This window comes from Halobacillus sp. K22, from assembly GCF_052246795.1.
Lineage (GTDB): Bacteria > Bacillota > Bacilli > Bacillales > Halobacillaceae > Halobacillus.
Window position 1 is genome coordinate 84,726 of the sequence record NZ_JBQQCN010000006.1, and the last position, 24,555, is coordinate 109,280.

Genomic DNA, 24,555 nt, shown 5'->3' on the forward strand with positions numbered 1-24,555 from the left:
GGTCCCTTCGATGGCATTTGAAGGTTTATCCGACCGTTTGCAGGAAACGATTAAGAAAATTAAAGGCAAAGGGAAGGTAGACGAGCAAGACGTAAAAGAGATGACTCGTGAAGTTCGTCTTGCCCTCCTTGAGGCCGACGTTAACTTTAAAGTAGTTAAAGACTTTGTGAAGCGTGTGCGTGAACGTGCAGTTGGCCAGGAAGTCATGGAAAGCTTGACTCCAGGTCAACAGGTCATTAAGGTAGTCAAGGAAGAATTGACCGACTTAATGGGCGGTGATGAGAGCAAGATCGCCGTTGCTAAGCGTCCGCCTACTGTTATTATGATGGTCGGATTGCAGGGTGCAGGTAAAACCACCACAACTGGTAAACTTGCTAACGTACTGCGTAAAAATCATAACCGTAAACCTCTTCTTGCAGCGGCCGACGTTTATCGGCCAGCAGCTATTCAACAGCTGGAAACCATCGGTAAACAGCTTACAATGCCGGTTCATTCCGAAGGCACTGAGGCAGACCCGGTGGATATAGCCAAGAATGCAATTGAAAAAGCGAAAGAAGACAATCATGATTATGTGATTGTGGATACAGCCGGCCGATTGCACGTTGACGGAGAATTGATGGGAGAATTGCAGAGGATCAAAGAAGCAGTTAATCCAGACGAGATTTTCCTGGTTGTTGATGCTATGACTGGTCAAGATGCCGTAAACGTGGCTCAAAGCTTTGATGATCAGCTTGATATAACAGGCGTTCTTCTGACGAAGTTGGATGGCGATACCCGCGGTGGTGCTGCCCTATCGATTAAAGCGGTAACGGGTAAACCGATTAAATACGCGGGTATGGGAGAAAAGCTCGATCAACTTGAACCTTTCCACCCCGAACGAATGGCTTCACGGATTCTTGGAATGGGTGACATGCTCACCCTGATTGAGAAAGCACAGACACAAGTGGATGAAAAACAGGCAAAAGAACTGGAATCCAAGATGCGTACAGCATCGTTCACGTTTGAAGACTTTCTCGATCAAATGGAGCAAGTAAAAAATATGGGTCCACTGGATGAAATCATTAATATGATTCCAGGCGCTAACAAGATGAAAGGGCTGAAGAATGCTTCATTTGATGATAAACAAATCGTCCACGTAGAGGCAATTATTCAGTCAATGACCAAAAAAGAACGTCAGGATCCATCATTAATGAACGCGAGTCGAAAGAAACGGATTGCCAAGGGTTCTGGCACCTCAGTTTCAGAGATTAACCGACTTTTAAAACAGTTTGAAGAAATGAAGAAAATGATGAAACAAATGAGCAATACTAAAGGGAAAAAAGGCAAGGGAATGAATTTTCCTTTTATGTAATGGAAAAGTCCTTTACACACAATTGAAGATCTGCTAAAATCTTTATCTGTGTGAAACATTTATAGAAATATGGAGGTTGTTAAAAATGGCAGTAAAAATTCGCCTTAAACGTATGGGATCTAAACGTAACCCATTTTACCGTGTAGTAGTTGCAGATTCACGTGCTCCACGTGATGGCCGTATCATTGAACAAATCGGCACATATAACCCAGTAGCTAACCCAATCGAGGTTAAGCTTGACGCTGATAAAGCGATGGACTGGATGTCAAATGGTGCTCAGCCTAGTGACACGGTCCGCAACTTATTCTCAAAAGAAGGCATCATGAAGCAGTTCCACGAAAAGAAAAACAAATAATAAAGTAGTGGTGATATCATGCAAGCCTTGATCGAAACGATTGTTACTCCGCTTGTCGATCAACCAGACTCAGTGAAAGTGGATGTGAAGGAAGAGGAGCACAAAATTGTTTATCATCTTTCCGTTCACCCTGATGACGTTGGAAAAGTGATCGGAAAAAACGGGCGGATTGCAAAAGCGATTCGAACGGTCGTTTACGCGGCCGGTTCTGATTCTGAGAAAAGAATCTATCTGGATATCATGTAAGAATGAAGCGTGGAAAGTTCTCGAATCCAGACTTCGTCCACCAAACTTATATTTCTTTTCATGTAAAAGGGAGAGGGCTAACCTTTCCCTTTTTTACCATTCAGAGACAAACTGAGAAAGGCGGTTCGTGGATGCAGATTCTCCGGAAAATTCCCGTGAAACAAGTCTTAACTGAAACCAGCCGTGAACTCTTAAAAGAGCGCTTTGAAAAGCAATCAAGGCAATTGGACCAGGAGTGCCGGCAATTAGCTTTTGAGCAAAAAAAGCTCGAACGAAAGCCTGGCATGTCTAAACAAGAAGTAGAAAGACGCTTTTCTAAGGAAATTAGCCGAAGAAAAGATCAAATGCGGTGGATTACGGGTCAGCTTTCCCAGCTCGCCATCCTTCCTGAAAATAGTGAATTGGAAACAGATGAAGTGGAAGCCATTCTCACGTTAGAAGAAGGAGATGACTGGAAAACAGCCGTGACGGATCAGCAAATTATCATCAAAGATGGAAAAGTTATACGAGCGAGGTAATGAAATTCATGGAAAAACAAATGTTTAATGTAGGGAAAATAATAAATACACACGGCATTAAAGGTGAAGTGAAGGTACATCGTATCACTGACTTTGATGAACGTTTCCAGCCTGGACAGCTTTTGTATTGGGTAAATGATACGAGTGAACCTGTGTCCCTTGTGGTTCGTTCTCACCGTATTCATAAGGGATATGATCTGGTTGCTTTTGAAGACCATCCATCCATAAATGACGTTGAGGGTTATAAAAATGGTATGTTGATGGTGTCTGAAGAGGAGCAAACAGAGCTTGAGGAGCACGAGTTTTATTTTCGTGAAATTATCGGATGCGTGGTTTATCTCGAATCTGGTGAAGAGATCGGACGTGTAAAAGAAATACTTACTCCTGGGGCTAATGACGTATGGGTTGTTGACAGAAATAGCAATACTGATCTGCTTATTCCGTACATTGAACCCGTGGTCAAGCAAGTGGATCCTTCTCAACAAAAAATTATCATTGATCCAATAGAGGGGCTGCTGGACTAATGCATATTGATATACTAACTTTGTTTCCTGAAATGTTCGAAGGTGTGCTGAATACATCGATTATGAAACGGGCACAGGATCGGGAAGCTTTTTCCTACCAATATGTCAATTTTCGTGAGTTTACAACTAACAAGCATAATAAAGTCGATGATTACCCTTACGGAGGAGGAGCAGGACTGGTGCTGACTCCACAGCCTATTTTTGATGCAGTGGACCATATTAAAGCCCATGTTACTCATAAACCGCGGGTCATTCTAATGTGCCCTCAAGGGGAACCTTTTTCACAAGAAAAGGCTGAAGAATTATCAGAAGAAGAACACCTTGTATTTATTTGCGGTCATTATGAAGGGTATGATGAGCGGATCCGGAAAGAACTCGTAACGGATGAGATATCTATTGGGGATTACGTATTAACCGGTGGAGAGCTTGGGGCAATGGTGGTAATGGATTCTGTAGTCCGCTTGCTTCCTGGTGTGCTTGGAAATGAGCAGTCAGCTCCGGAAGATTCTTTTTCGAACGGCTTACTTGAACATCCTCATTATACACGACCGGCTGAGTTTAGAGGTGAAAAGGTCCCGGAAGTGCTACTTTCAGGAAACCACGCTAAAATTGATGAATGGCGTCATTATCAATCGCTAAGAAGAACGTATGAAAGACGCCCCGATCTGTTAACGAACAGAGAACTATCTGACAAAGAGAAAAATTGGATTAATGAATGGGAAAATTCTTGAGGATTGTTGATGTTTAACAGCTAGTATGGTATATTATACGTTGTGCTTAAACGTTCGGTTTAAGTGGAAAACGATGTTCCGCTGTCTCTTAGAGGGCAAGAGCATTAGTTAAAAAGGAGTGAAATACGATGCAACAACTTATTCATGACATTACAAAAGAACAGCTTCGTACGGATCACCCAAACTTCCGTCCAGGTGACACAGTTAAAGTGCACGTGAAGGTAGTAGAGGGTAGCCGTGAGCGTATTCAGGTATTCGAAGGTGTTGTAATTAAACGTCAGAATGGCGGAATCAGCGAAACATTTACCGTTCGTAAGATTACTTACGGCGTAGGTGTTGAGCGTACATTCCCAGTACATTCTCCACGAGTTGCTAAGATTGAGCGTTCTCGTCGTGGTAAAGTACGTCAAGCACGTCTTTACTATCTACGTAACCTGCGCGGTAAAGCAGCCCGTATTAAAGAAATTATTTAATTTTAGTAGAAAGGAGCTTGCATCTGCCAAGCTCCTTTTTTCTAATCTTTCTAAGGGAGCGGGGATTGATGAAAAAGCAGTGGTTAGAGTGGGTTAAAGCCTTTGCGATAGCAGCAGTTTTAGCAGTAATTGTGCGTGTCTTTCTACTGGCTCCAGTGGTGGTTGAAGGACCGTCCATGCTGAATACTCTTCATAGCGGTGACCATTTAATCGTAAGTAAGATTAATTATACCCTGGGAAACCCTGAAAGGTTTGATGTAGTAGTCTTCCACGCCACAGAAAGAAAAGACTATATCAAAAGAATCATCGGTCTTCCTGGAGACACGGTAAGTTATAGTGATGACCAGTTATACATAAATGGAGAAGCATTCGAAGAACCTTATTTACAGGAGCTTAAAAACGACCTGCCGGAAGGGAAAGATTTGACAAACGATTTCACAATTGATCAATTACCTGGCAGTAATGAAGAAGTTCCAGAGGATGAACTGTTAGTACTTGGTGATAACCGTAACAATTCAACAGACAGTCGGATGCTTGGTACGATTCCTAAAGAGCAGGTAGTAGGCGAAGCCGTCTTTTTATACTGGCCCTTGAATCGTATCAAATTCGTTAATTAGGAGTGATAGCATGACGATACAATGGTACCCGGGACACATGGCTAAAGCAAAAAGGGAAGCATCAGAAAATTTGAAACTAGTTGATTTTGTTATCGAACTGGTTGATGCTCGTGCTCCACTTTCCTCACAAAACCCCATGCTTCAAGGAATATTAGAAGACAAGCCCAAAATGATGGTACTCATGAAAAAAGACTTAGCGGATCCTAAGGTAACAAAAGAGTGGCTGGACCACTTCAAAGAAAACGGGTTTCCTTCGATAGCGATTGAGGCAAACAATAAGCAGGATATCCAGGCAGTTATCAATCTTGGGAAAACTATAGGCAATGAAAAAATTGAAAAATTAAAAGCGAAGGGTGTTCGGCCAAGGCCTTCCAGAGCCATGATACTGGGGATACCCAACGTTGGAAAATCCACTTTGATCAATCGACTTGCAAACAGGAGTATTGCAAAAACCGGTGACAAACCTGGGGTGACTAAGAAACAGCAATGGATTAAAGTGAAAAATGAATTTGATCTGTTGGATACACCTGGGATTTTATGGCCTAAGTTTGAAGAAGAAGAAGTAGGTTACCGTCTTGCTTCGATTGGAACGATCAAAGACCAAATATTGCCCACAGAAGATGTGGCAGCTTATGTGCTGGATTATTTACAAGCCTATTATCCCTCTATGCTTGAAGAACGTTATGGCTTTGAGAGTTATGATGACATTATGACAGCATTTGAATTGATAGGTAAGAAAAGAGGGTGCCTTGAGAGCGGGGGCCGTATTAATTTTGATAAAGTTTCAGATGTTATTCTACAGGATTTACGAAATGGTAAACTGGGTCTTATCAGTTTTGAAAGTCCTGAATAAACAAAACGGAAACGCAACGTGAGTAGACTCACTTTGCGTTTTTTTCATTACAAAGTGAACTAAATTAACCGATGAAGATAATAGCGGAGGTTTTACATACGATGACAGTTAGGACGATTGCACAAATCAAACAACAATTAGAAAACGAGATTTTAAAGAAAGAAGACATGGAGTTGCTGAGAAGCGATAAGCGCAAAGGAGTTCAAAAACTTCTGGCACAATATGAGAAGAGAAAGGCTCAGCAACAAGAGTATAAAGACCAATTTGAGCGGATGAAGTCCTTTGAGTACTCTTGTAAAAAGGAGGGAAGGCGAATAATAGCAGGAATTGATGAAGCTGGTCGTGGTCCTCTGGCAGGTCCAGTAGTAGCAGCTGCCGTTATCTTGCCTGACGATTATTATCTGGAGGGGCTTTATGATTCCAAGAAGATCCCGCTCGCTAAACGCGAAGAGTTTTTTCAATGCTTAAAAGCTGAGGCAGATTTTGGAGTAGGGATTGTATCTAACGATGAAATTGATCAGCATAATATCTATCAAGCTACAAAATTAGCTATGAAGAGGGCGGTTATGGATCTTAAGCAAACGCCTGAGCATCTCCTTATTGACGCGATGTATTTAGAGGAATTAGAAGTTCCCCAGACATACCTGGTTAAAGGTGATCAGCGTAGTGTATCGATCGCAGCAGCAAGTATTATCGCTAAAGTGACAAGAGACCGGATTATGTCCGAATGGCATGCCAATTATCCTATGTACCAGTTTCAGTCCAACCAGGGATATGGAACCAAAGAGCATTTAGAAGCTTTAAAAATACACGGAGTATCTCCACTGCATCGAAAAAGCTTTGCCCCTGTCAGGGAGTGCAGCCGAATATAAAAAGTGAACATCATTGAATTTGATTTCAAGCCTAAGCAAATTAGTTCAGCAACTGGAGGTACGGGCTTCTCTTAAAACCGGGCAGGTTATAAACGGAAAGGTTCTTGAACTTCTTCCACAGAATCGTGCGGTCGTACAGCTAGGAGCTCAACAAGTGAAAGCTCAGTTAGAAGTTTCGCTTACAAAGGGGATAACTTATTTATTTCAGGTGAGTTCAACCGATCAAAAAATTCAGCTGAAAGTAATGTCAGAGTTGGGAGAGACGTACGGAAAGTCGACTGTAAGACAGTTGCTGGATAAGCTAGGGATCAAATCCACGAAAGAAACCCATCTGATTACTAATTAGCTGGTACAGAAAAATATACCTTTCCAAGCTTCCCACCCCAAGCAGGCGTCTGCTTTGTATCAGCGTGCAGAAGACAAAGCAGCTGCACGGGAAATTATAGTGCAGATGTCTCAAAAACAGCTTCCCTTTAAAGCTTCCACTTATAACGCGCTACATACTAAAAAGATGAATAGTGTCACTGAAATCATGAACCAGGTCCATTTAGAGGCTGCTAAAAGTCAATCAGCGGTCGACAGGGCCGCTGTCTCTCTTTTAGCATCTTTAAAAGGAGAAGGCTCCTCTGTAGCTGTGAAGGAACCATCTGTAATAAAGCTGATGACAGAATTGAATATCAACAGCCAGAATTCTTTTCAGTTATTTAAGAAAGCAGAGATTCTCAACTCCAAGGCTTCGTACACCTCCTTTCAAAGTACCTGGAGGGAATGGGCGGGCGTCCACGGGAAAAGTGACGCCAATCAGCTCGCTATTCACTTAGCTAGTCTCGCTAATAAGGCGTTGCCTCCATTTCCAATGCCCATTGAAAAGATGGCTGCCCTGCTTCAGCAGCTATTCCATCAGCAGCTCCCGCTGACAACTCCTGAACAGCAGGCTCTTTATCGCATAACGAACCAGCTAGAAAGTAATTTAGTAAAGCAGACCTCATCTGGAAACGATTCATTAAGTAATAAGCGCACCGCAGCTCTAATCGTAACCAAACAAATAACTGCAGATCTTCAATTTTTACAAGAACGTGAAGTCTTAAAGAGAATAAGCAACCTTCAAACTGAGTAAGAAAATCAAAAACTTTTGCAGGAATTCTTGCGCTCTGCCTCTGCTTTATTGAAAGAAGGTGAATCAGCGGAAAGGCAGAACATTAGGAAGGGACTGATACTTTTGAAACAATGGCAGTCTAAGCAATTGCCTCCAGTTCTTCGCCAGTCCCTGACCGAATGGGTTGGAAGAACGGCTGCTGAACTTTCAAATCTTTCAGAAAAAGAAGCTGTATTTATTAAAATGAAAGCTATACTTGACCTATCAGGCATCCAAAACGAGTCCCAGATAAAAACTGTATCGGCCCAGGAAAAAATGACCGCTCCAGAAAATTCACTTAAATCTTTGTTGTTATCAAGTATGAACGATACGAACAGCAGCATTCGAACAGAAACGGCTAAGAAAATGATACAAATGCTAAATGGGAATGCAGCTGACAGCACACCAGGAAACGAGTCAGAGTGTACAGATGTCTCTTCAGTTTTCAGGAAATATAATAGGCTCCGAGAATGATATCTATTTAGATATGGAAGGAAGAAAAACGACGGAAGGTAACATCGACCCCAATTTTTGTCCCATTGTGTTTATTTTAGATCTGAACAACCTTAAAGAGACAATTATTAACCTAAACATAGTTTCAAGGCGGGTAGGGGTAACTGTGTTTAATAACAATTCATCAATAGAACTTATAGAAACTCATAAAGCTTCCCTGAAAAGTGGACTCGAGCAAATGGGATATGAATTAACCTCACTTTATGTAAAGGATATGAGCAGTGAGCATAATTCTAGTAAAGAGGGCCCTCTCTCCAACCACAAGGAAGGAATTGATCTTCGTATATGAAGAATAAGCGGAAAGAAGCAATCGCTCTCAGTTATCAGTCAGAGAATGAAGAAGCTCCAAAGGTAGTAGCAAAAGGAAGAGGTTATATAGCGGATAATATACTGGAGAAAGCGAAAGACAATAGGGTACCTATTCAAGAAGACTCAACTCTCGTTGAACTATTATCAGAATTAAATATTAATGAACAGATTCCTGAAGAGTTGTATCATGTGGTGGCTGAAGTATTTGCTTTTATTTATAAGACAGATAAGGATTATAGAGACTAAAAATTCAGGTTAGTCTTATAAAAAAATAGATTACAATTACTGGTTTACATAATGATTTATTTGTTAATTTGGCGAATTTTTCGACAGATATCTGCCTTTGTGTGGACAATTGATAGCGTTTTTTTATACAATGTACATGCAGTGAAATTTGATGGGAGGATGAAACATGAACATTCACGAGTATCAAGGTAAAGAAATAATGCGCGATTTTGGCGTTTCTGTACCAAATGGCCATGTAGCTTATACCGTAGATGAGGCTGTTGAAGCAGCTCAGAAACTAGGCAGCGATGTAACCGTTGTAAAAGCACAAATCCATGCAGGCGGCAGAGGTAAAGCCGGTGGAGTTAAAATTGCTAAAAACCTCGATGATGTGCGTACATACGCTGAAGAAATTCTTGGTAAGACGCTTGTGACCCATCAGACTGGGCCGGAAGGAAAAGAAGTAAAGCGCTTACTGATTGAAGAAGGCTGCGATATTCAAAGCGAATATTATGTAGGTTTAGTACTTGACCGTGCCACAAGCAAAATTACGATGATGGCTTCTGAAGAAGGCGGTACAGAAATCGAAGAAGTGGCAGAAAAAACACCTGAAAAAATCTTTAAAGAAGTTATTGACCCTGTGACAGGACTAACACCTTTCCAGGCTCGCAGATTAGCATTTAATATCAACATTCCAAAAGAAGCTTTAGGTAAAGCTGTTAAATTTATGCTCGGACTTTACGATGTCTTTGTAAAGAAAGACTGTTCTGTAGCAGAAATTAATCCGCTTGTTACTACAGGTGATGGCGAGGTACTTGCACTCGATTCTAAATTAAATTTTGATGATAACGCACTGTTCCGTCAGAAAGATGTGGCTGAACTGCGTGATCTTGAAGAAGAAGATCCTAAGGAAGTAGAAGCATCTAAATATGACTTAAGTTATATTGCTCTTGACGGAAATATTGGCTGTATGGTTAACGGAGCAGGTCTTGCGATGGCAACCATGGATACAATCAAACATTATAAAGGCGATCCAGCTAACTTCCTTGATGTTGGGGGCGGTGCCACCACGGAAAAAGTTACGGAAGCATTTAAAATTATCTTGTCCGATGACAATGTAAAAGGTATATACGTGAACATTTTCGGCGGCATTATGAAGTGTGATGTAATTGCTGAAGGTGTTGTAGAGGCAACGAAACAAATCGGCTTGACACTTCCTTTAGTGGTCCGACTGGAAGGTACGAACGTTGAACAAGGCAAGAAAATTCTGGATGAATCCGGATTGAATATTACTTCTGCAGACTCCATGGCGGAAGGCGCTCAAAAAATCGTAGAATTAGTAAAGTAAAGAAAGGCGGGGAAATCAGATGAGTGTATATATTAACAAAGATACAAAAGTTATTGTACAAGGGATTACAGGCTCTACCGCTTTGTTCCATACGAAACAGATGGTGGAGTATGGAACCCAAATCGTCGGAGGAGTAACACCTGGTAAAGGTGGAACAGAAGTAGAAGGAATTCCTGTTTTTAACACAGTCGCAGAAGCCGTAGAAAAAACAGGGGCTAATGCTTCTGTTATTTATGTACCTGCTCCATTTGCCGCTGATGCGATCATGGAAGCAACCGACGCAGAGATGGATTTGGCGATCTGTATCACAGAGCACATCCCGGTCTTGGACATGATTAAAGTGAAGCGATTTATGGAAGGTAAGAAAACTCGCCTTGTCGGTCCAAACTGTCCAGGTGTAATTACTCCAGATGAGTGTAAAATCGGTATTATGCCGGGATATATTCATAATAAAGGTCATGTGGGTGTGGTTTCTCGTTCAGGAACGCTTACCTATGAAGCCGTACACCAACTCTCTGAAGCCGGTATCGGACAGTCTACAGCTGTTGGAATCGGTGGAGATCCGGTAAACGGAACTGATTTTATTGATGTACTCAAAGCTTTCAATGAAGATGATGATACAGAAGCAGTTATCATGATCGGTGAAATCGGAGGTACAGCAGAAGAAGAGGCAGCTGAATGGGTGAAAGCAAATATGAATAAACCTGTGGTTGGCTTTATCGGCGGACGTACAGCTCCTCCTGGAAAACGCATGGGTCACGCTGGTGCTATTATTTCTGGAGGCAAAGGGACAGCTGACGAAAAGATCCGCGTAATGAATGAATGCGGCATCCAAGTAGCTGAAACACCTTCGGTTATGGGTGATACCCTGATTAATGTTCTTAAGGATCAAGGTTTACTGGAAAAGTGTAAAACGGTTTAATAGGATGACTTCTTCATAGAGTAGATGCTTAACATGAGTGGATTTAAAAATTCTGCTCGTATGTCTTCCTGCCTTAACCATTCGTAATTAAAGAAAAACATGATTAAGAACCGTGTCTCTAAAGGCACGGTTCTATTATATGAAAAGAGGTTTGATATGCAATTAGTAAGAGAAAACTTAATACGTCTTCATCACTCGCCTCAAGTCACCAGGCCCCTTCTTAGAAAGATGCTTCAATTAGATCCTCAGCTTAATTTCCCTTTCACATCCTCTCCTGAACAGCTTTCCCGACGGTTATCAATTCCGATTTCTAGAGCTGCAACTATTCTCCAACATATTCATGACACTAATATAATGAGGAAACTCGACAATAACTTACAAAAATATGATTGTATCACTATAATGGACGACCTGTATCCCCCACTTTTGAAGGCCACTCCAGACTCTCCATTCGTACTTTATATGACAGGTAATACCCAACTTTTGACGAACTCTTTAGCTTTGAGTGTCGTGGGGACACGTACACCCTCCTCTTATTCTCTTCCAGCTATGAAATCGATTCTTATGCCCCTCATTCACTTTGGTTTTACTTTAGTCAGTGGGATGGCAAAAGGAATTGACCAATATGCTCATCATCTCGCAATTCGTAACAATGGAACAACAATTGCGGTCCTGGGGTCTGGTTTTCATCATATCTATCCCACAAATGACATAGCTTTGTATCAATACTTATCAGAAAAGCAGCTGGTTATCAGCGAATATCCACCGGATCGAAAGCCTGAAAGATATCATTTTCCTGAAAGAAACCGAATTATTTCGGGCTTGACTGGCGGGACGTTTGTTGTAGAAGCACGCTTGAAAAGCGGCTCTCTTATTACTGTAGACCAGGCTTTAGAGCAAGGAAGAGACGTATATGCAATGCCAGGGCTTGCAGGTAAGGCTACTAGTGAGGGCTGTCATAAAATGATTAATCAAGGGGCTAAACTTGTACACAGCTATAAAGATATTCTTGAAGACTGGTTAGAAAAAATTTGAAAAATTGGATTTAAAGGTGTTACATTCAAGGTCAGTTGATAGTATTTTTTCTAAAACGAGGGAAAGGTATGTTTGACAAACGGTTTCATTGTATTTAATAATAGGGAAGATTTAAGTTATGTAAAGAAGATAGAGAAAACACCTCTATGGGAGGAACCGATATGGCAGATTATCTTGTAATCGTCGAATCACCTGCGAAAGCAAAAACGATCGAACGATACCTAGGAAAGAAATATAAAGTCAAAGCATCCCTCGGGCATGTGCGTGACTTGCCTAAAAGTCAGATGGGTGTAGATGTTGACAATGAATTTGAACCCAAATATATAACTATCCGCGGGAAGGGCCCTGTTTTAAAGGATTTAAAAACCGCAGCAAAGAAAGCTAAAAAAGTATATCTCGCTGCCGACCCTGATAGAGAAGGCGAGGCTATTGCCTGGCATTTAGCTCACAGTCTTGATATTGATGAAGGTTCTGAATGCAGAGTTGTTTTTAATGAAATTACAAAGGAAGCTATTAAAGATTCTTTTAAGCAGCCCAGGACGATTAATTCACACTTAGTAGACGCCCAGCAAGCCCGACGAATATTGGACCGTCTTGTGGGTTATAACATCAGTCCTATTCTATGGAAAAAAGTAAAAAAAGGTTTAAGTGCAGGCCGTGTTCAATCAGTAGCAGTTAAGATTATCGTTGATCGTGAAAACGAAATAAAAAAATTCGTCCCAGAAGAGTATTGGACAATTGAAGCGGATTTCTTAAAAGATAAAGAGAAGTTCGAAGGTTCATTCTATGGTGTTGATGGTAAGAAGCAGGATTTGAAGACTGAAGAAGATGTCAATACAATTCAACAGCGCTTAAACGGCAAAGATTTCTCTGTAGAAAAGGTAAATAAAAGAGAAAGAAAGCGTAACCCTTCTTTACCATTCACCACTTCATCCCTCCAACAGGAAGCAGCGCGTAAGTTGAATTTCCGGGCGAAAAAGACGATGATGATTGCTCAGCAGCTTTATGAAGGAATTGATTTGGGCGGGAAGCAAGGTACCACTGGTTTAATCACTTATATGCGTACCGACTCCACTCGCTTATCAGATTCTGCAAAAGAAGACGCCAAACAATATATAGAGAATAACTTCGGAAGTGAGTACTTAGGTTCCAGCAAGAAGGCCAAGAAACAAGAAGGTGCGCAAGATGCACACGAGGCCATCCGCCCTACAGGAGCTGATCGCGACCCGAAGGCTATGAAGAGTATTCTTTCAAGAGATCAGTATCGATTATATAAATTGGTGTGGGACCGCTTTGTTGCCAGCCAAATGGCACCAGCCGTTTTAGACACAATGACTGTTCACTTATATAACCAGGGAGTCGAGTTCCGTGCTACAGGTTCTGAAGTGAAGTTCAAAGGATTTATGAAAGTGTATATTGAAGGCAGAGATGATAATAAAAAGGAAAAAGATAAATTGCTTCCTCATTTAGAGGAAGGAATGACCGTAAAAGCAGAAGAGATCACACCGAATCAGCACTTTACTCAGCCGCCTCCAAGGTACACGGAAGCTCGATTGGTTAAAACGCTAGAAGAACTAGGGATTGGACGTCCATCCACTTACGCTCCAACACTCGATACCATTCAGCGCCGAGGGTATGTAGCACTGGATAACAAGCGGTTCGTGCCCACTGAACTGGGAGAGATTGTTCTTGAGCAGCTGATCGAATACTTCCCAGAGATTATTGACCTTGATTTCACAAAAGAAATGGAAGATGACCTGGATGCAATTGAAGTCGGGAAAGAAGACTGGGTATCCATTATCGGCGACTTTTATAAAGACTTTCAGCCTCGCTTGGAAAAAGCGGAAAAAGAGATGGAAGAGATAGAAATCAAAGATGAGCCTGCAGGCATTGACTGCGAGAATTGCGGCCATGAGATGGTTTATAAGATGGGACGGTATGGAAAATTCCTAGCCTGTTCCAACTTCCCGGAATGCCGCAATACGAAGCCGATTCTTAAAAAGATCGGAGTCACATGTCCGAAATGCCAAAAAGGTGATGTTGTAGAAAGAAAGAGCAAGAAAAACCGCAAGTTCTACGGCTGCGACCGCTACCCGGATTGTGAGTTCATTTCCTGGGATAAACCAATCAGCCGCCCTTGTCCTAAATGTGAATCTCTTCTCGTTGAAAAGCGTGCGAAAAAAGGAACTCAGATTACATGTACCAATTGTGATTATAAAGAAGAGCCACAATCATAGCCGGTGGTTATAAAAGAGAGAGTCTATGACTATCATGATAGTCATAGACTCTTTTCATTTTCGCTCAAATCTCCACAATATTTAAGGTAAGCTCGCCCGAATGCTGAAGTTGGGAAAATGTTTCCTTTCCGTGGGCAGGTGGTAAGCTTCTTCATTCTTGAATTGACACACTACTTCTGGAAAGCTATAATTACGATTTGGTAAGGATATTTACTTGACAGGTAAATGATTCCACTTCTTCCCTGTTTTTTTCCATAAAGAGTTATTTTTTTCAATTCAGTTGGAAACAATTCAGAATTTTGTTACATTTTTATTAATATCATTGTGATTACGATTCCAAGTGTGATAAAATTTAAACGCCTTTGTGAGGTGAACTATGGAAGATTTTCAAACATATAAGCAGATGTATCTCGAGTACTTACAGATAGAAAAAAATGCCTCACCACTAACGGTGGAGAATTATTCTATTGATATGGATGAATTCGCAAGCTTTTTGCAAGTGGAACAATTGAAACTTGTAGACTGCGACTATTCATCTATACGAATATATTTATCACAACTTCATGCAAATCTTCTTTCTAGAAGAACGGTATCTAGAAAAATATCTAGCTTGAGAAGTTTTTTTCGGTTTCTTGAGCGGGAACAAATTGTCACACAAAACCCTTTTCTAAATGTTTCACTCCCTAAGGAAGCTAATCCTATTCCTGATTTTTTCTATCAGGAGGAATTGAAACATTTGTTTACGGTAAGCGATAAGAAAAGTCCTCTGGGACAGCGTAATCAAGCACTAATTGAATTATTATATGGTACTGGCATTCGAGTGAGCGAGGCGACCCGTATCGAACTATATGATATTGATTTTTCTCTATCTACTTTACTTGTGCATGGAAAAGGAAGAAAGGAAAGGTATGTGCCTTTTGGACAATTTGCCAGTCAGGCCATGAAGTCTTATATAGAAGATGGAAGAAGGGAACTTCAGCATAAGAACTCTAATCCTACCCCTGTACTGTTTTTGAATTCTAAAGGAGGGCCTTTAACGGCTCGAGGCATTCGGATGATTCTCAATAAGATGGTGGAAGATGCTGCGTTAACCGTGGATATTCATCCCCATAAACTGAGACATTCATTTGCTACTCATATGCTGAACGAAGGAGCCGATCTCCGTTCAGTACAGGAATTGCTTGGACATGAGCACTTATCTTCAACCCAGATTTATACCCATGTAACAAAAGATCGTTTGCGGCATGTTTATATGAACAGCCATCCAAGAGCAAATAAATGAGGTGAGAATATGGAACAACAATTTCACGCAACCACGATATTTGCTGTCCAGCATAATGGTCAGTGTGCGATGAGTGGAGATGGGCAAGTAACGCTTGGGAATCAGGTAGTCATGAAGCATAAAGCTCGAAAAGTAAGGCGCCTTTATAATGATCAAGTATTAGCAGGCTTTGCAGGATCTGTAGCAGATGCTTTTACCTTGTTTGAGAAATTCGAAGGAAAGCTAGAAAGCTTTGATGGCAACTTAGCAAGAGCCTCTGTGGAGCTTGCTAAGGAATGGCGCAGTGATCGAGTTTTAAGAAAGCTTGAGGCCATGCTTATTGTCATGGATCGAAATCATATGTTTCTTGTTTCCGGGACTGGGGAAGTTATAGAACCGGATGATGGAATTCTGGCTATTGGATCCGGTGGTAATTTTGCTTTAAGTGCAGGTCGTGCCCTGAAGCGTTATTCACCTGATCAATCAGCTGAACAAATCGCTCAAGCTGCACTAGAAATAGCTGGAGAAATTTGTGTGTTTACAAATGATCAAATTATACTGGAAGTTCTCAAATAAGGGGGACCTAGAAGATGTCGTTGAATTTAACTCCTAAACAAATCGTAGAAAAGCTCGATCAATATATTATAGGGCAGAATAGCGCCAAAAAATCGGTTGCTATCGCGCTTAGAAATCGATTCCGTCGTATGCAGCTCACTGGTGATATCCGTGATGAGATTGTACCTAAAAATATTCTTATGATGGGCCCTACCGGAGTCGGAAAAACAGAAATTGCACGCAGATTAGCCAAATTGGTAGGAGCGCCTTTTGTGAAAGTAGAGGCCACGAAGTTTACTGAAGTCGGCTATGTAGGACGCGACGTTGAATCAATGGTTCGAGATCTTGTTGAAATGGCTGTTCGAATGGTTAAAGAAGAAAAAATGGAAGAAGTGAAGGAAAGGGCCGAAGAACAAGCCAATAAGCGGCTTGTAAAACTCCTTGTTCCATCAAGGAAAAAGCAGCAGAATAACTTCAAAAATCCTCTGGAGATGTTCTTTAATCAGGGCAATCAGCAGGAAAGTGAACCTCAGCCGGATCAGGATGAAAAAGAAATTGAAACGAAACGGAGCCGTATTCGGCAGCAGTTGGATTTGGGTGAACTTGAAGACCGTATGGTCACTATTGAAGTGGAAGAATCACAATCATCTATGTTTGACATGATGCAAGGATCAGGAATGGAACAAATGGGGATGAACATGCAGGATGCATTTAGTCAATTCATGCCTAAAAAAACCAAAAAAAGAAAGCTCCCCGTTTCTGAAGCACGCAAAGTCCTTGCTCAGGAAGAAGCGAGTAAACTTGTGGATATGGATGAGGTAGGTCAGGAAGCCGTAAACAAAGTCGAACAGTCTGGTATGATTTTTATTGATGAAATCGATAAGGTTGCTGCAAAAGGGGACAATCAGGCTAATGTTTCCCGAGAAGGTGTTCAGCGTGATATTCTTCCGATTGTAGAAGGCTCGACAATTGTGACCAAATATGGTGCCGTTTCGACGGATCACATTTTATTTATAGCTGCTGGGGCTTTCCATATGGCTAAACCTTCAGATCTAATTCCTGAACTGCAAGGAAGATTTCCGATTCGTGTTGAACTTAATAAGCTCAACGTGGAAGACTTTAGAAATATCTTAGTGGAACCTTCCAATGCTTTATTGAAACAATATAAGGCTTTATTGGAAATTGAAGGTATAAAGGTGGAATTTTCTGACGATGCTATTACTAGACTCGCAGAAATTGCCCACGAAGTGAATCAGGAAACAGACAACATTGGTGCGAGACGGCTGCATACCATTCTGGAAAAGCTGTTGGAAGACTTATCATTTGAAGCACCAGATGTAACATTGGAAACCATTGAAATCACACCACAATATGTGGACAGTAAATTGTCCTCTATTGTAAAAAATAAAGATCTTAGCCGATTCATTTTATAGAAATACCATAAGGAGGAATAACAGATGAAATTATTAGACCGTGCCAGAAGAATTAATGCTATGCTGCAGAAAACTACAGGAAAATCGGTGGATTTTAATGATATGTCCGCTACGATGAGGGATGTTATCGAAGCAAATACTTTTGTATTAAGCCGCCGAGGTAAACTTCTAGGGTTTGCCATTAATCAAGAAATTGAAAATGAACGTATGAAGACGATGCTTACTGAGCGTCAGTTTCCCCAGGAATATACTCAGAACTTATTTAATATCCAGGAAACAACTCCTGATATTGATATCGATAGTGAATATACCGCGTTTCCAGTTGAGAACCGTGAATTATTCGAGCAAGGATTGACTACCATTGTTCCAATTATTGGTGGGGGACAGCGCTTAGGTACGTTGATTCTCAGCCGGATTAACAGAAGTTTTAATGATGATGATCTACTGCTTGCGGAATATGGAGCAACTGTTGTCGGCATGGAAATCCTTCATGAAAAAACAGAGGAGATTGAACAGGAAGCTCGCAGTAAAGCTGTTGTGCAAATGGCGATTAGTTCTTTATCCTATAGTGAGCTCGAGGCTATTGAGCATATTTTTGAAGAACTTGAAGGAAACGAAGGACTGCTTGTCGCTAGCAAAATAGCAGATCGAGTAGGAATTACACGTTCAGTAATTGTTAATGCCTTGCGTAAGTTAGAAAGTGCTGGAGTTATTGAATCTCGTTCCCTAGGAATGAAAGGTACGTATATTAAAGTGTTAAACAATAATTTCTTAGTAGAGCTTCAAAAGCTTCGCACAAGTTAAATATAAAGATCCGCTGCTTTTTTAAAAAGCAGCGGTTTTTTATGGTTAAAAAGGATAATTTAGGTTATATATCCACTTAAATCATATTTTTATAAAATTTATTTAAATCTAATGTATTTACCGAACGAACTGTGTAATAATGTTCATTATAATAGAAATTTCGACAAAAACCATTAAAAACCATTAAACCAGGCTTATAAGCCTGGTTATATAGTTCTATTTATACCTATATTTCAAAAAATACTGCTGTACTACATAGACAGAAGTATACATACTTTTTTACAATTAGGTTTGTGAACCTAGAAACATGTCGAATTGAGGTGATTACGCTGAAGTTATTTAATGACACTTTTAACACCCTGGAAAAATCATTGAACTACGCTTCTGAAAAGAATCGTGCAATTTCTAGCAATATATCTAATATAGATACTCCTGGATATAAAGCTAAAAATGTTGTTTTCAAAGATCATCTGAACCGCGCTACCGCTTCTCTTTCAACTAAGAAAACCAATCAGAAACATATTGATTTTCAAAACAGAGAAGCCGTCTCCTACAAAACAACCACAAACAATAGTACTACATATAACCACAATGGAAATAATGTCGATATTGATAAAGAAATGAGCAGCTTGGCTAAAAATCAGATTTATTATCAAGCTCTAGCGGATCGGATGAGTTCTAAGTTCAGAAGCATGGAATCCGTTATTAAAGGAGGAAATTAGCCGTGGGTATATTTGATGCAATGAATGCAAGCGCCAGTGGTTTGACAGCCCAGCGGCTAAGAATGGACGTGGCTTCCTCAAATGTCGCAAATGCAAATTCAACAAGAGCCTCACTCAATGCTCAAGGAGAGTGGGAGCCATACCGCAGAAAAATGGTTGTATTTGGACCAAAAGACCAGAGCTTTAAATCTCACCTCGAAGCTGCCTTTCGATTATCAATTCAATCAGGGAACAGCCAGGGCGTGAAAGCTGCGAAAATTACGGAAGATGAGACACCTTTTAAACAAGTGTACAATCCTGACCATCCCGACTCTAATCCAGAAGGGTATGTCCAGACTCCTAACGTGGACCCTTTACAAGAGATGGTGGACATGATGAGTGCCACACGTTCTTATGAAGCTAATGTCACTTCTCTTAATGCCTCTAAAAGTATGCTGATGAAAGCTCTGGAAATAGGAAGATAATTAAAAGGAGAGATTAAATGCCAAACTTGAATACTACAATTGGGTCACCATCAGTCCAATTCAATACTATGTCACCTCGTATCAGGTCAAACAATTCTCCGGCAGAGGCTCAAGCCAAATTTGCTGATCAATTAAAAAATGCGATCGATAAAGTAAATCAAACACAAATCGAATCGGATGAGAAAACAAAAGCCATGGCCAGCGGTGAGATTGATAATTTACATGAAATGATGATTACTTCACAGAAAGCAAGCATCACTATGCAGACGTCGATAGAAGTGAGAAATAAAGTAGTAGAAGCATATAAAGAAATTATGCGAATGCAAGTATGACAGATCTTACATAAGTTGTTAAATCATTCGCAGAGAACGTGCTTTTTTTGGGGGCAGTTATGAAAGAAAAACTATTAAAGTACAAAAGTCATAGTACTTCCTTTTGGAAAGAAAGAAGCAAGGGTCAAAAGGTGGCCTTGATAGGCGGTGTAGGAGCTGTCCTTTTAATTATAGCCATAGTAAGCATCTTTGCATCAAGCTCAAAAATGGTCCCTCTTTACAAGGATTTAACGATCCAGGAAATTGGCCAGATTAAAACAGAACTGGATACCAGAGGAGTACCATACGAATTAGAGGAAAGTGGTACCTCGATCCTAGTCCCAGAACCTCAGGCAGAGACATTGCTTGTGGATTTAGCTGCGGCAGGGCTTCCTAGCAGCGGTTCGATTGATTATGGATTTTTTAGTGATAATACGTCATGGGGAATGACGGATAATGAGTTTAATATGATCAAGCTGGACGCAATGCAAAGTGAGCTTGCTAATATGATGAAGGGCATCGGAGGCATTCAAGATGCAAAAGTTATGATCAATATTCCGGAAGAAGAAGTATTTGCATCAGAGACAGAGCAAGCAGCATCTGCCTCGATCGTGCTGACAGTTCAACCCGGCTATCAGATGGAAAACAGCCAGATAGAAGCACTCTACAATCTCGCCTCTAAGTCGGTTCCCAACTTGTCTAACGATAATATCGTAATCATGGATCAAAACTTTAAGTATTTTGATTTAAAAAATTCAAATTCATCTGGAAGTCAGGATGCTTATACATATCAGCAGAATGTAAAAAAGGATATCGAAAGGGACATCAAACAGGATGTACAACGGATGCTAGGCAGGATGATCGGCCAGCAGAAAGTGATCGCAACGGTTACGGCTGATATCGATTTTACAAAAGAAAATCGTGTGGAAGAGCTGGTAGAGCCAGTTGACTCTGAAACGATGGAGGGGCTACCGGTAAGCATAGAACGGATTGAAGAAACTTATGAAGGCGGAATTCCTGAAGGAGGAGTCCCGGGAGCAGGGGAGGAAGATGTAGCTAACTACCCTGCTGATGCTGAAGATTCTAACGGAGATTATGAAATGAATCGTGAAACGATCAATAATGAATTTAATCGGATTAAGAGAAATATAGAGGAGAGCCCCTTTAAAGTAAGGGACCTTGGAATTCAGGTAGCCATTGATCGTACAAAAGGTGCTGATGAAGAAGGAACAGTTGAACTCTTATCTGCTGAAGAGCAGCAAACCGTTGAGGAAAGCGTACAGTCGATCCTTAATTCAATAATTACTACATCGATCAATGAAAATTATGGTGAAGTAAATCCAGAGGAAAAAATATCAATCGTATTCCAAGAATTTAATGACCAGCCTGATTCTTCTCAAACAACTCCAGGCATTCCAATGTGGATGTATGCAATCGGGGCTGTTCTTGCGGCTATTATTGTGGTACTTATTGTTATGCTCCTGAGAAAAAGAAAGCAAGAGGAAGAAGAAGAAAATTATGAAGAAACTTTAGAAGAGGAAATACCTCCTTTTGTTCCAGGCATTGAAGAAAAGGTGACTGCTTCTACTCAACAAAGAGAACAATTAGAAAAAATGGCAAAAGAAAAGCCGGAAGAATTTGCAAAACTATTGCGATCGTGGATTGCTGAAGATTAAGGAGGTTCATAAATGGCCTTGAAAAAGTCAGAGTTATCAGGAAAGCAAAAAGCTGCTGTCCTTTTAATCTCTTTAGGACCTGTTGTAGCCGCACAGGTATACAAACATTTAAACGAAGAAGAAATAGAACAATTAACACTCGAAATCTCTTCTGTTCAAAAAGTAAATTCAAAAGAGAAAGAAGAAATACTCGATCAATTCCACCAGATAGCTTTGGCACAGGATTATATTTCGCAGGGAGGGGTTGGCTATGCCAAAACCATTCTTGAAAAAGCTCTGGGAGAAGAGGAAGCTTCGAATATTATTGGACGCTTAACATCTTCTCTTCAAGTGAAACCATTTGATTTTGCGAGAAATGCTGAGCCTACTCAAATTTTGAATTTTATACAAAATGAACATCCTCAAACAATTGCACTTGTATTATCTTACTTGGATGCGGCCCAGTCCGGACAGATTCTTTCAGAACTTCCGCAGGAGCTTCAGGCCGATGTTGCACGCCGGATTGCTACGATGGAATCAACTTCACCTGAAATTATCAACCAGGTAGAGAAGGTACTCGAAAAGAAACTTTCAGCCACAATGACACATGACTATACAGAAACTGGAGGCATTCAAGCAGTAGTAGAAGTGCTAAATGGAGTGGATCGCAGCACTGAGCGAACAATATTAGACTCATTAGAAATTCAGGATCCGGAACTAGCCGAGGAGATTAAGAAACGTATGTTTGTTTTCGAGGATATCGTCACTCTTGATAATCGAGCAATTCAAAGAGTTATAAGAGAAGTTGAAAACGAAGACCTGCGCTTATCATTGAAGATTTCAAGTGATGAGGTTAAGAATCTAGTATTTTCCAATATGTCCCAGCGAATGGCTGATACATTTGAAGAAGAGATGGAAGTGATGGGGCCTGTACGTTTGCGCGATGTGGAAGAGGCTCAAACCAGAGTTGTCGCTACCATTAGGCGTTTGGAAGATGTTGGCGAGATTGTGGTTGCACGCGGCGGAGGTGACGACATTATTGTCTAGAGTCAACGAAAATTCTCATCGTATTATCCAAATTAAGCCTTTGGAAAAGCTAGCGCCTGACGATTCGATGGAACAAATTCATTCTGATGAACACGAGCTGGCTCAGCAAAAAAAAGAGCAAGCTGAAAAAATATTAGCAGATTCAAGGGAAAAGGTTTCACAAATGATGCAGGAAGCAGAAAATAAAATCCGGGCAGATAAGAAAGCCTGGGAGGAAGAACGAATCCAATTGGTACAAGCCGCAGAAAAGAAAGGTTACGAAGCCGGTGTAACTCAGGGATATCATGACTACACTGAAAAGCTGGAGAAAGCAAATCATATTATTATGCAAGCAAATCAGTCTTATCACTCCATTGTAGAATCAAGTGAAGAAACGATTGTGGAACTTGCTCTGCGTGCGGCTGAAAAAATATTAAACTGCCATTTGTTAGACCAGCCGGAGTCTTTTTCACATCTTGTTAAGAAAGTAGTTAAGGAAGTACAGGACCAGCCCGAAATAGCCATCTATGTCCATCCTGATCAATACAGTTATTTACAGTCCCGGACAGAAGAATTACAGCGAATGACAAGTTTGAAAACAAACCTATCGATCTATGTAAAAGATGACATGGAGCCATTCTCTTGTGTTCTAGAATCCCCATTCGGACGTATCGAGGCGGGAATCGACAGTCAACTGAAAGAACTACGAGAGAAAGTTTTCCAGGTAGTCCATGAGGCGGTTCCGCATGAATAAGGAGACTTATTTACAAGTCATTGATCGGGCAGATACCTTTAAACGATATGGACGCATTCATCGGGTAGTAGGTTTGATGGTGGAATCGAAAGGACCGGAAGCTTCGATCGGAGATTTGTGTTACATTCATTCAAATTCTGATCGAAATCGGTCCATTGCTGCAGAAGTGGTCGGGTTCAACCAGGAAAATATTCTTCTGATGCCTTATAAAGAAATGCGTGATATTAGTCCAGGGAGTTTAGTGGAAGCGACAGGTGAACCGATGAAAGTCAAGGCTGGATTAGGGTTAATTGGGAAGGTTCTGGATGCAACCGGGCAGCCGCTGGACGGTGGTTCGCTTCCCAAAGGCTTAACCATGTACCCCACTGACCAAGCGCCGCCTAATCCATTATCCAGACCTACTATTAAGGAGCCGATCCAAGTAGGGGTCCGTGCGATTGATTCTTTGTTAACGGTTGGAAAAGGACAGCGTATAGGTATATTTGCCGGGAGTGGTGTGGGTAAAAGTACTTTGATGGGAATGATCTCGAGAAACAGTTCCGCCGATTTAAACGTCATAGCACTAATTGGTGAGCGGGGAAGAGAAGTGAGGGAATTCATTGAAAATGATTTAGGGGAAGAAGGGCTGAAGCGTTCCATCGTAATCGTTGCTACATCTGATCAGCCCGCTCTAATGAGAACCAAAGGAGCATACACAGCAACTGCGATAAGCGAGTACTTTAGAGATCTTGGGTATAACGTCAATCTAATGATGGACTCTGTCACACGCTTTGCCATGGCTCAACGTGAAATCGGACTTGCTGCGGGAGAGCCCCCCACCACCAAAGGTTACACTCCTTCCGTGTTTGCTTTATTGCCTAAGCTCCTCGAAAGAACCGGAACGAGCAGTAAAGGAACCATTACAGCTTTTTATACAGTGCTTGTTGATGGTGACGATATGAATGAGCCGGTGTCCGACACTGTACGAGGTATACTTGATGGGCACTTTGTACTGGATCGCAGTCTGGCAGAACAAGGACAGTTTCCAGCTATAAATATTTTAAGATCAATCAGCCGCGTCATGAAGCAGATTACATCAAATGAGCATAAACAATCAGCCGAAAAACTTCGTGCTCTGCTGGCGAAATACGAGGAAAACAGTGAATTGATTCAAATAGGAGCTTATAAAAAAGGCAGCAGTAAAGAGATTGATCAGGCGATTCATTATCACCCTTCCATTATTAAATTTCTGAAGCAAGGCGTACATGAACCGTCAAGCTTTGAAGGATCCCAGGATTTGCTACAACAGTTATTTACATAGGAGTGA

At 41.0% G+C, this 24,555-nt stretch carries 29 protein-coding genes; all 29 read left to right on the forward strand.

Features of this window, described 5'->3' with window-relative positions; all coding sequences use genetic code 11:
* The first annotated feature begins 10 nt into the window (after positions 1 to 10).
* The 29 genes from ffh to fliI all read left to right on the forward strand — a co-directional run bounded on the left by ffh (position 11) and on the right by fliI (position 24,549).
* Positions 11 to 1,351: a signal recognition particle protein gene (ffh, locus tag ACTWPM_RS06645; protein ID WP_224892371.1), complete on the forward strand. Its 1,341-nt coding sequence runs from the start codon at positions 11 to 13 to the stop codon at positions 1,349 to 1,351.
* Positions 1,352 to 1,436: 85 nt separating this feature from the next.
* Positions 1,437 to 1,706, forward strand: coding sequence for a 30S ribosomal protein S16 (gene rpsP / locus ACTWPM_RS06650; protein WP_443132287.1), 270 nt, complete (start codon positions 1,437 to 1,439; stop codon positions 1,704 to 1,706).
* A gap of 18 nt (positions 1,707 to 1,724) precedes the next feature.
* The gene (locus ACTWPM_RS06655; RefSeq protein WP_443132288.1) at positions 1,725 to 1,952 is read left to right on the forward strand and encodes a KH domain-containing protein; all 228 of its coding nucleotides are present in this window, start codon (positions 1,725 to 1,727) and stop codon (positions 1,950 to 1,952) included.
* A 131-nt stretch (positions 1,953 to 2,083) separates the two neighbouring features.
* Positions 2,084 to 2,470: a YlqD family protein gene (locus tag ACTWPM_RS06660; RefSeq protein ID WP_443132289.1), complete on the forward strand. Its 387-nt coding sequence runs from the start codon at positions 2,084 to 2,086 to the stop codon at positions 2,468 to 2,470.
* An 8-nt stretch (positions 2,471 to 2,478) separates the two neighbouring features.
* Positions 2,479 to 2,994 (forward strand): ribosome maturation factor RimM, encoded by a 516-nt coding sequence (gene rimM, locus ACTWPM_RS06665; RefSeq protein WP_443132290.1) that lies wholly within the window; start codon positions 2,479 to 2,481, stop codon positions 2,992 to 2,994.
* Positions 2,994 to 3,725, forward strand: a complete 732-nt coding sequence (gene trmD, locus ACTWPM_RS06670; protein ID WP_443132291.1) for a tRNA (guanosine(37)-N1)-methyltransferase TrmD — start codon at positions 2,994 to 2,996, stop codon at positions 3,723 to 3,725. The genes rimM and trmD overlap by 1 nt, the downstream gene beginning before the upstream one ends.
* Positions 3,726 to 3,853: 128 nt before the next feature.
* Positions 3,854 to 4,198, forward strand: a complete 345-nt coding sequence (gene rplS / locus ACTWPM_RS06675; RefSeq protein WP_014643254.1) for a 50S ribosomal protein L19 — start codon at positions 3,854 to 3,856, stop codon at positions 4,196 to 4,198.
* Positions 4,199 to 4,266: 68 nt separating this feature from the next.
* Positions 4,267 to 4,815, forward strand: a complete 549-nt coding sequence (lepB, locus tag ACTWPM_RS06680; protein ID WP_443132292.1) for a signal peptidase I — start codon at positions 4,267 to 4,269, stop codon at positions 4,813 to 4,815.
* Between the two features lie 10 nt (positions 4,816 to 4,825).
* A complete protein-coding gene (gene ylqF, locus ACTWPM_RS06685; protein WP_443132293.1) occupies positions 4,826 to 5,668 on the forward strand; it encodes a ribosome biogenesis GTPase YlqF in 843 nt (280 codons plus the stop codon).
* 101 nt (positions 5,669 to 5,769) lie between these two features.
* Positions 5,770 to 6,540 (forward strand): ribonuclease HII, encoded by a 771-nt coding sequence (locus ACTWPM_RS06690; protein WP_443132294.1) that lies wholly within the window; start codon positions 5,770 to 5,772, stop codon positions 6,538 to 6,540.
* A 13-nt stretch (positions 6,541 to 6,553) separates the two neighbouring features.
* Positions 6,554 to 6,886, forward strand: a complete 333-nt coding sequence (locus tag ACTWPM_RS06695; RefSeq protein WP_443132295.1) for a hypothetical protein — start codon at positions 6,554 to 6,556, stop codon at positions 6,884 to 6,886.
* Positions 6,887 to 6,940: 54 nt separating this feature from the next.
* Positions 6,941 to 7,657, forward strand: coding sequence for a hypothetical protein (locus tag ACTWPM_RS06700; RefSeq protein WP_443132296.1), 717 nt, complete (start codon positions 6,941 to 6,943; stop codon positions 7,655 to 7,657).
* A gap of 102 nt (positions 7,658 to 7,759) precedes the next feature.
* Positions 7,760 to 8,149, forward strand: a complete 390-nt coding sequence (locus ACTWPM_RS06705) for a hypothetical protein (RefSeq protein WP_443132297.1) — start codon at positions 7,760 to 7,762, stop codon at positions 8,147 to 8,149.
* A 324-nt stretch (positions 8,150 to 8,473) separates the two neighbouring features.
* Positions 8,474 to 8,743, forward strand: a complete 270-nt coding sequence (locus tag ACTWPM_RS06710) for an EscU/YscU/HrcU family type III secretion system export apparatus switch protein (protein WP_443132298.1) — start codon at positions 8,474 to 8,476, stop codon at positions 8,741 to 8,743.
* A gap of 166 nt (positions 8,744 to 8,909) precedes the next feature.
* A complete protein-coding gene (sucC, locus tag ACTWPM_RS06715; protein ID WP_014643260.1) occupies positions 8,910 to 10,070 on the forward strand; it encodes an ADP-forming succinate--CoA ligase subunit beta in 1,161 nt (386 codons plus the stop codon).
* Positions 10,071 to 10,089: 19 nt separating this feature from the next.
* On the forward strand, positions 10,090 to 10,992 hold the full coding sequence (gene sucD, locus ACTWPM_RS06720) for a succinate--CoA ligase subunit alpha (RefSeq protein WP_443132299.1): 903 nt from the start codon (positions 10,090 to 10,092) through the stop codon (positions 10,990 to 10,992).
* Between the two features lie 156 nt (positions 10,993 to 11,148).
* On the forward strand, positions 11,149 to 12,027 hold the full coding sequence (gene dprA / locus ACTWPM_RS06725; protein ID WP_443132300.1) for a DNA-processing protein DprA: 879 nt from the start codon (positions 11,149 to 11,151) through the stop codon (positions 12,025 to 12,027).
* 161 nt (positions 12,028 to 12,188) lie between these two features.
* Positions 12,189 to 14,264: a type I DNA topoisomerase gene (gene topA, locus ACTWPM_RS06730; protein ID WP_443132301.1), complete on the forward strand. Its 2,076-nt coding sequence runs from the start codon at positions 12,189 to 12,191 to the stop codon at positions 14,262 to 14,264.
* 376 nt (positions 14,265 to 14,640) lie between these two features.
* A complete protein-coding gene (gene xerC, locus ACTWPM_RS06735) occupies positions 14,641 to 15,546 on the forward strand; it encodes a tyrosine recombinase XerC (protein WP_443132302.1) in 906 nt (301 codons plus the stop codon).
* 9 nt (positions 15,547 to 15,555) lie between these two features.
* Complete coding sequence (gene hslV / locus ACTWPM_RS06740; protein ID WP_014643265.1) at positions 15,556 to 16,101, forward strand: ATP-dependent protease subunit HslV; 546 nt, start codon at positions 15,556 to 15,558, stop codon at positions 16,099 to 16,101.
* A 14-nt stretch (positions 16,102 to 16,115) separates the two neighbouring features.
* Positions 16,116 to 17,513, forward strand: coding sequence for an HslU--HslV peptidase ATPase subunit (gene hslU, locus ACTWPM_RS06745; RefSeq protein ID WP_443132303.1), 1,398 nt, complete (start codon positions 16,116 to 16,118; stop codon positions 17,511 to 17,513).
* 24 nt (positions 17,514 to 17,537) lie between these two features.
* Positions 17,538 to 18,317, forward strand: coding sequence for a GTP-sensing pleiotropic transcriptional regulator CodY (codY, locus tag ACTWPM_RS06750; RefSeq protein WP_014643267.1), 780 nt, complete (start codon positions 17,538 to 17,540; stop codon positions 18,315 to 18,317).
* Between the two features lie 329 nt (positions 18,318 to 18,646).
* On the forward strand, positions 18,647 to 19,039 hold the full coding sequence (flgB, locus tag ACTWPM_RS06755; RefSeq protein ID WP_443132346.1) for a flagellar basal body rod protein FlgB: 393 nt from the start codon (positions 18,647 to 18,649) through the stop codon (positions 19,037 to 19,039).
* A 2-nt stretch (positions 19,040 to 19,041) separates the two neighbouring features.
* Entirely contained in the window at positions 19,042 to 19,503 is a 462-nt protein-coding gene (flgC, locus tag ACTWPM_RS06760; RefSeq protein WP_443132304.1) for a flagellar basal body rod protein FlgC, read from the forward strand.
* 17 nt (positions 19,504 to 19,520) lie between these two features.
* The gene (gene fliE, locus ACTWPM_RS06765) at positions 19,521 to 19,835 is read left to right on the forward strand and encodes a flagellar hook-basal body complex protein FliE (RefSeq protein ID WP_443132305.1); all 315 of its coding nucleotides are present in this window, start codon (positions 19,521 to 19,523) and stop codon (positions 19,833 to 19,835) included.
* Between the two features lie 59 nt (positions 19,836 to 19,894).
* Positions 19,895 to 21,490 (forward strand): flagellar basal-body MS-ring/collar protein FliF, encoded by a 1,596-nt coding sequence (gene fliF / locus ACTWPM_RS06770; RefSeq protein ID WP_443132306.1) that lies wholly within the window; start codon positions 19,895 to 19,897, stop codon positions 21,488 to 21,490.
* Between the two features lie 12 nt (positions 21,491 to 21,502).
* Positions 21,503 to 22,516 (forward strand): flagellar motor switch protein FliG, encoded by a 1,014-nt coding sequence (gene fliG, locus ACTWPM_RS06775; protein ID WP_443132307.1) that lies wholly within the window; start codon positions 21,503 to 21,505, stop codon positions 22,514 to 22,516.
* Positions 22,509 to 23,249 (forward strand): flagellar assembly protein FliH, encoded by a 741-nt coding sequence (fliH, locus tag ACTWPM_RS06780; RefSeq protein WP_443132308.1) that lies wholly within the window; start codon positions 22,509 to 22,511, stop codon positions 23,247 to 23,249. Before fliG ends, fliH begins: the two co-directional genes overlap by 8 nt.
* On the forward strand, positions 23,242 to 24,549 hold the full coding sequence (gene fliI, locus ACTWPM_RS06785; protein ID WP_443132309.1) for a flagellar protein export ATPase FliI: 1,308 nt from the start codon (positions 23,242 to 23,244) through the stop codon (positions 24,547 to 24,549). The genes fliH and fliI overlap by 8 nt, the downstream gene beginning before the upstream one ends.
* Positions 24,550 to 24,555 lie beyond the last annotated feature (6 nt).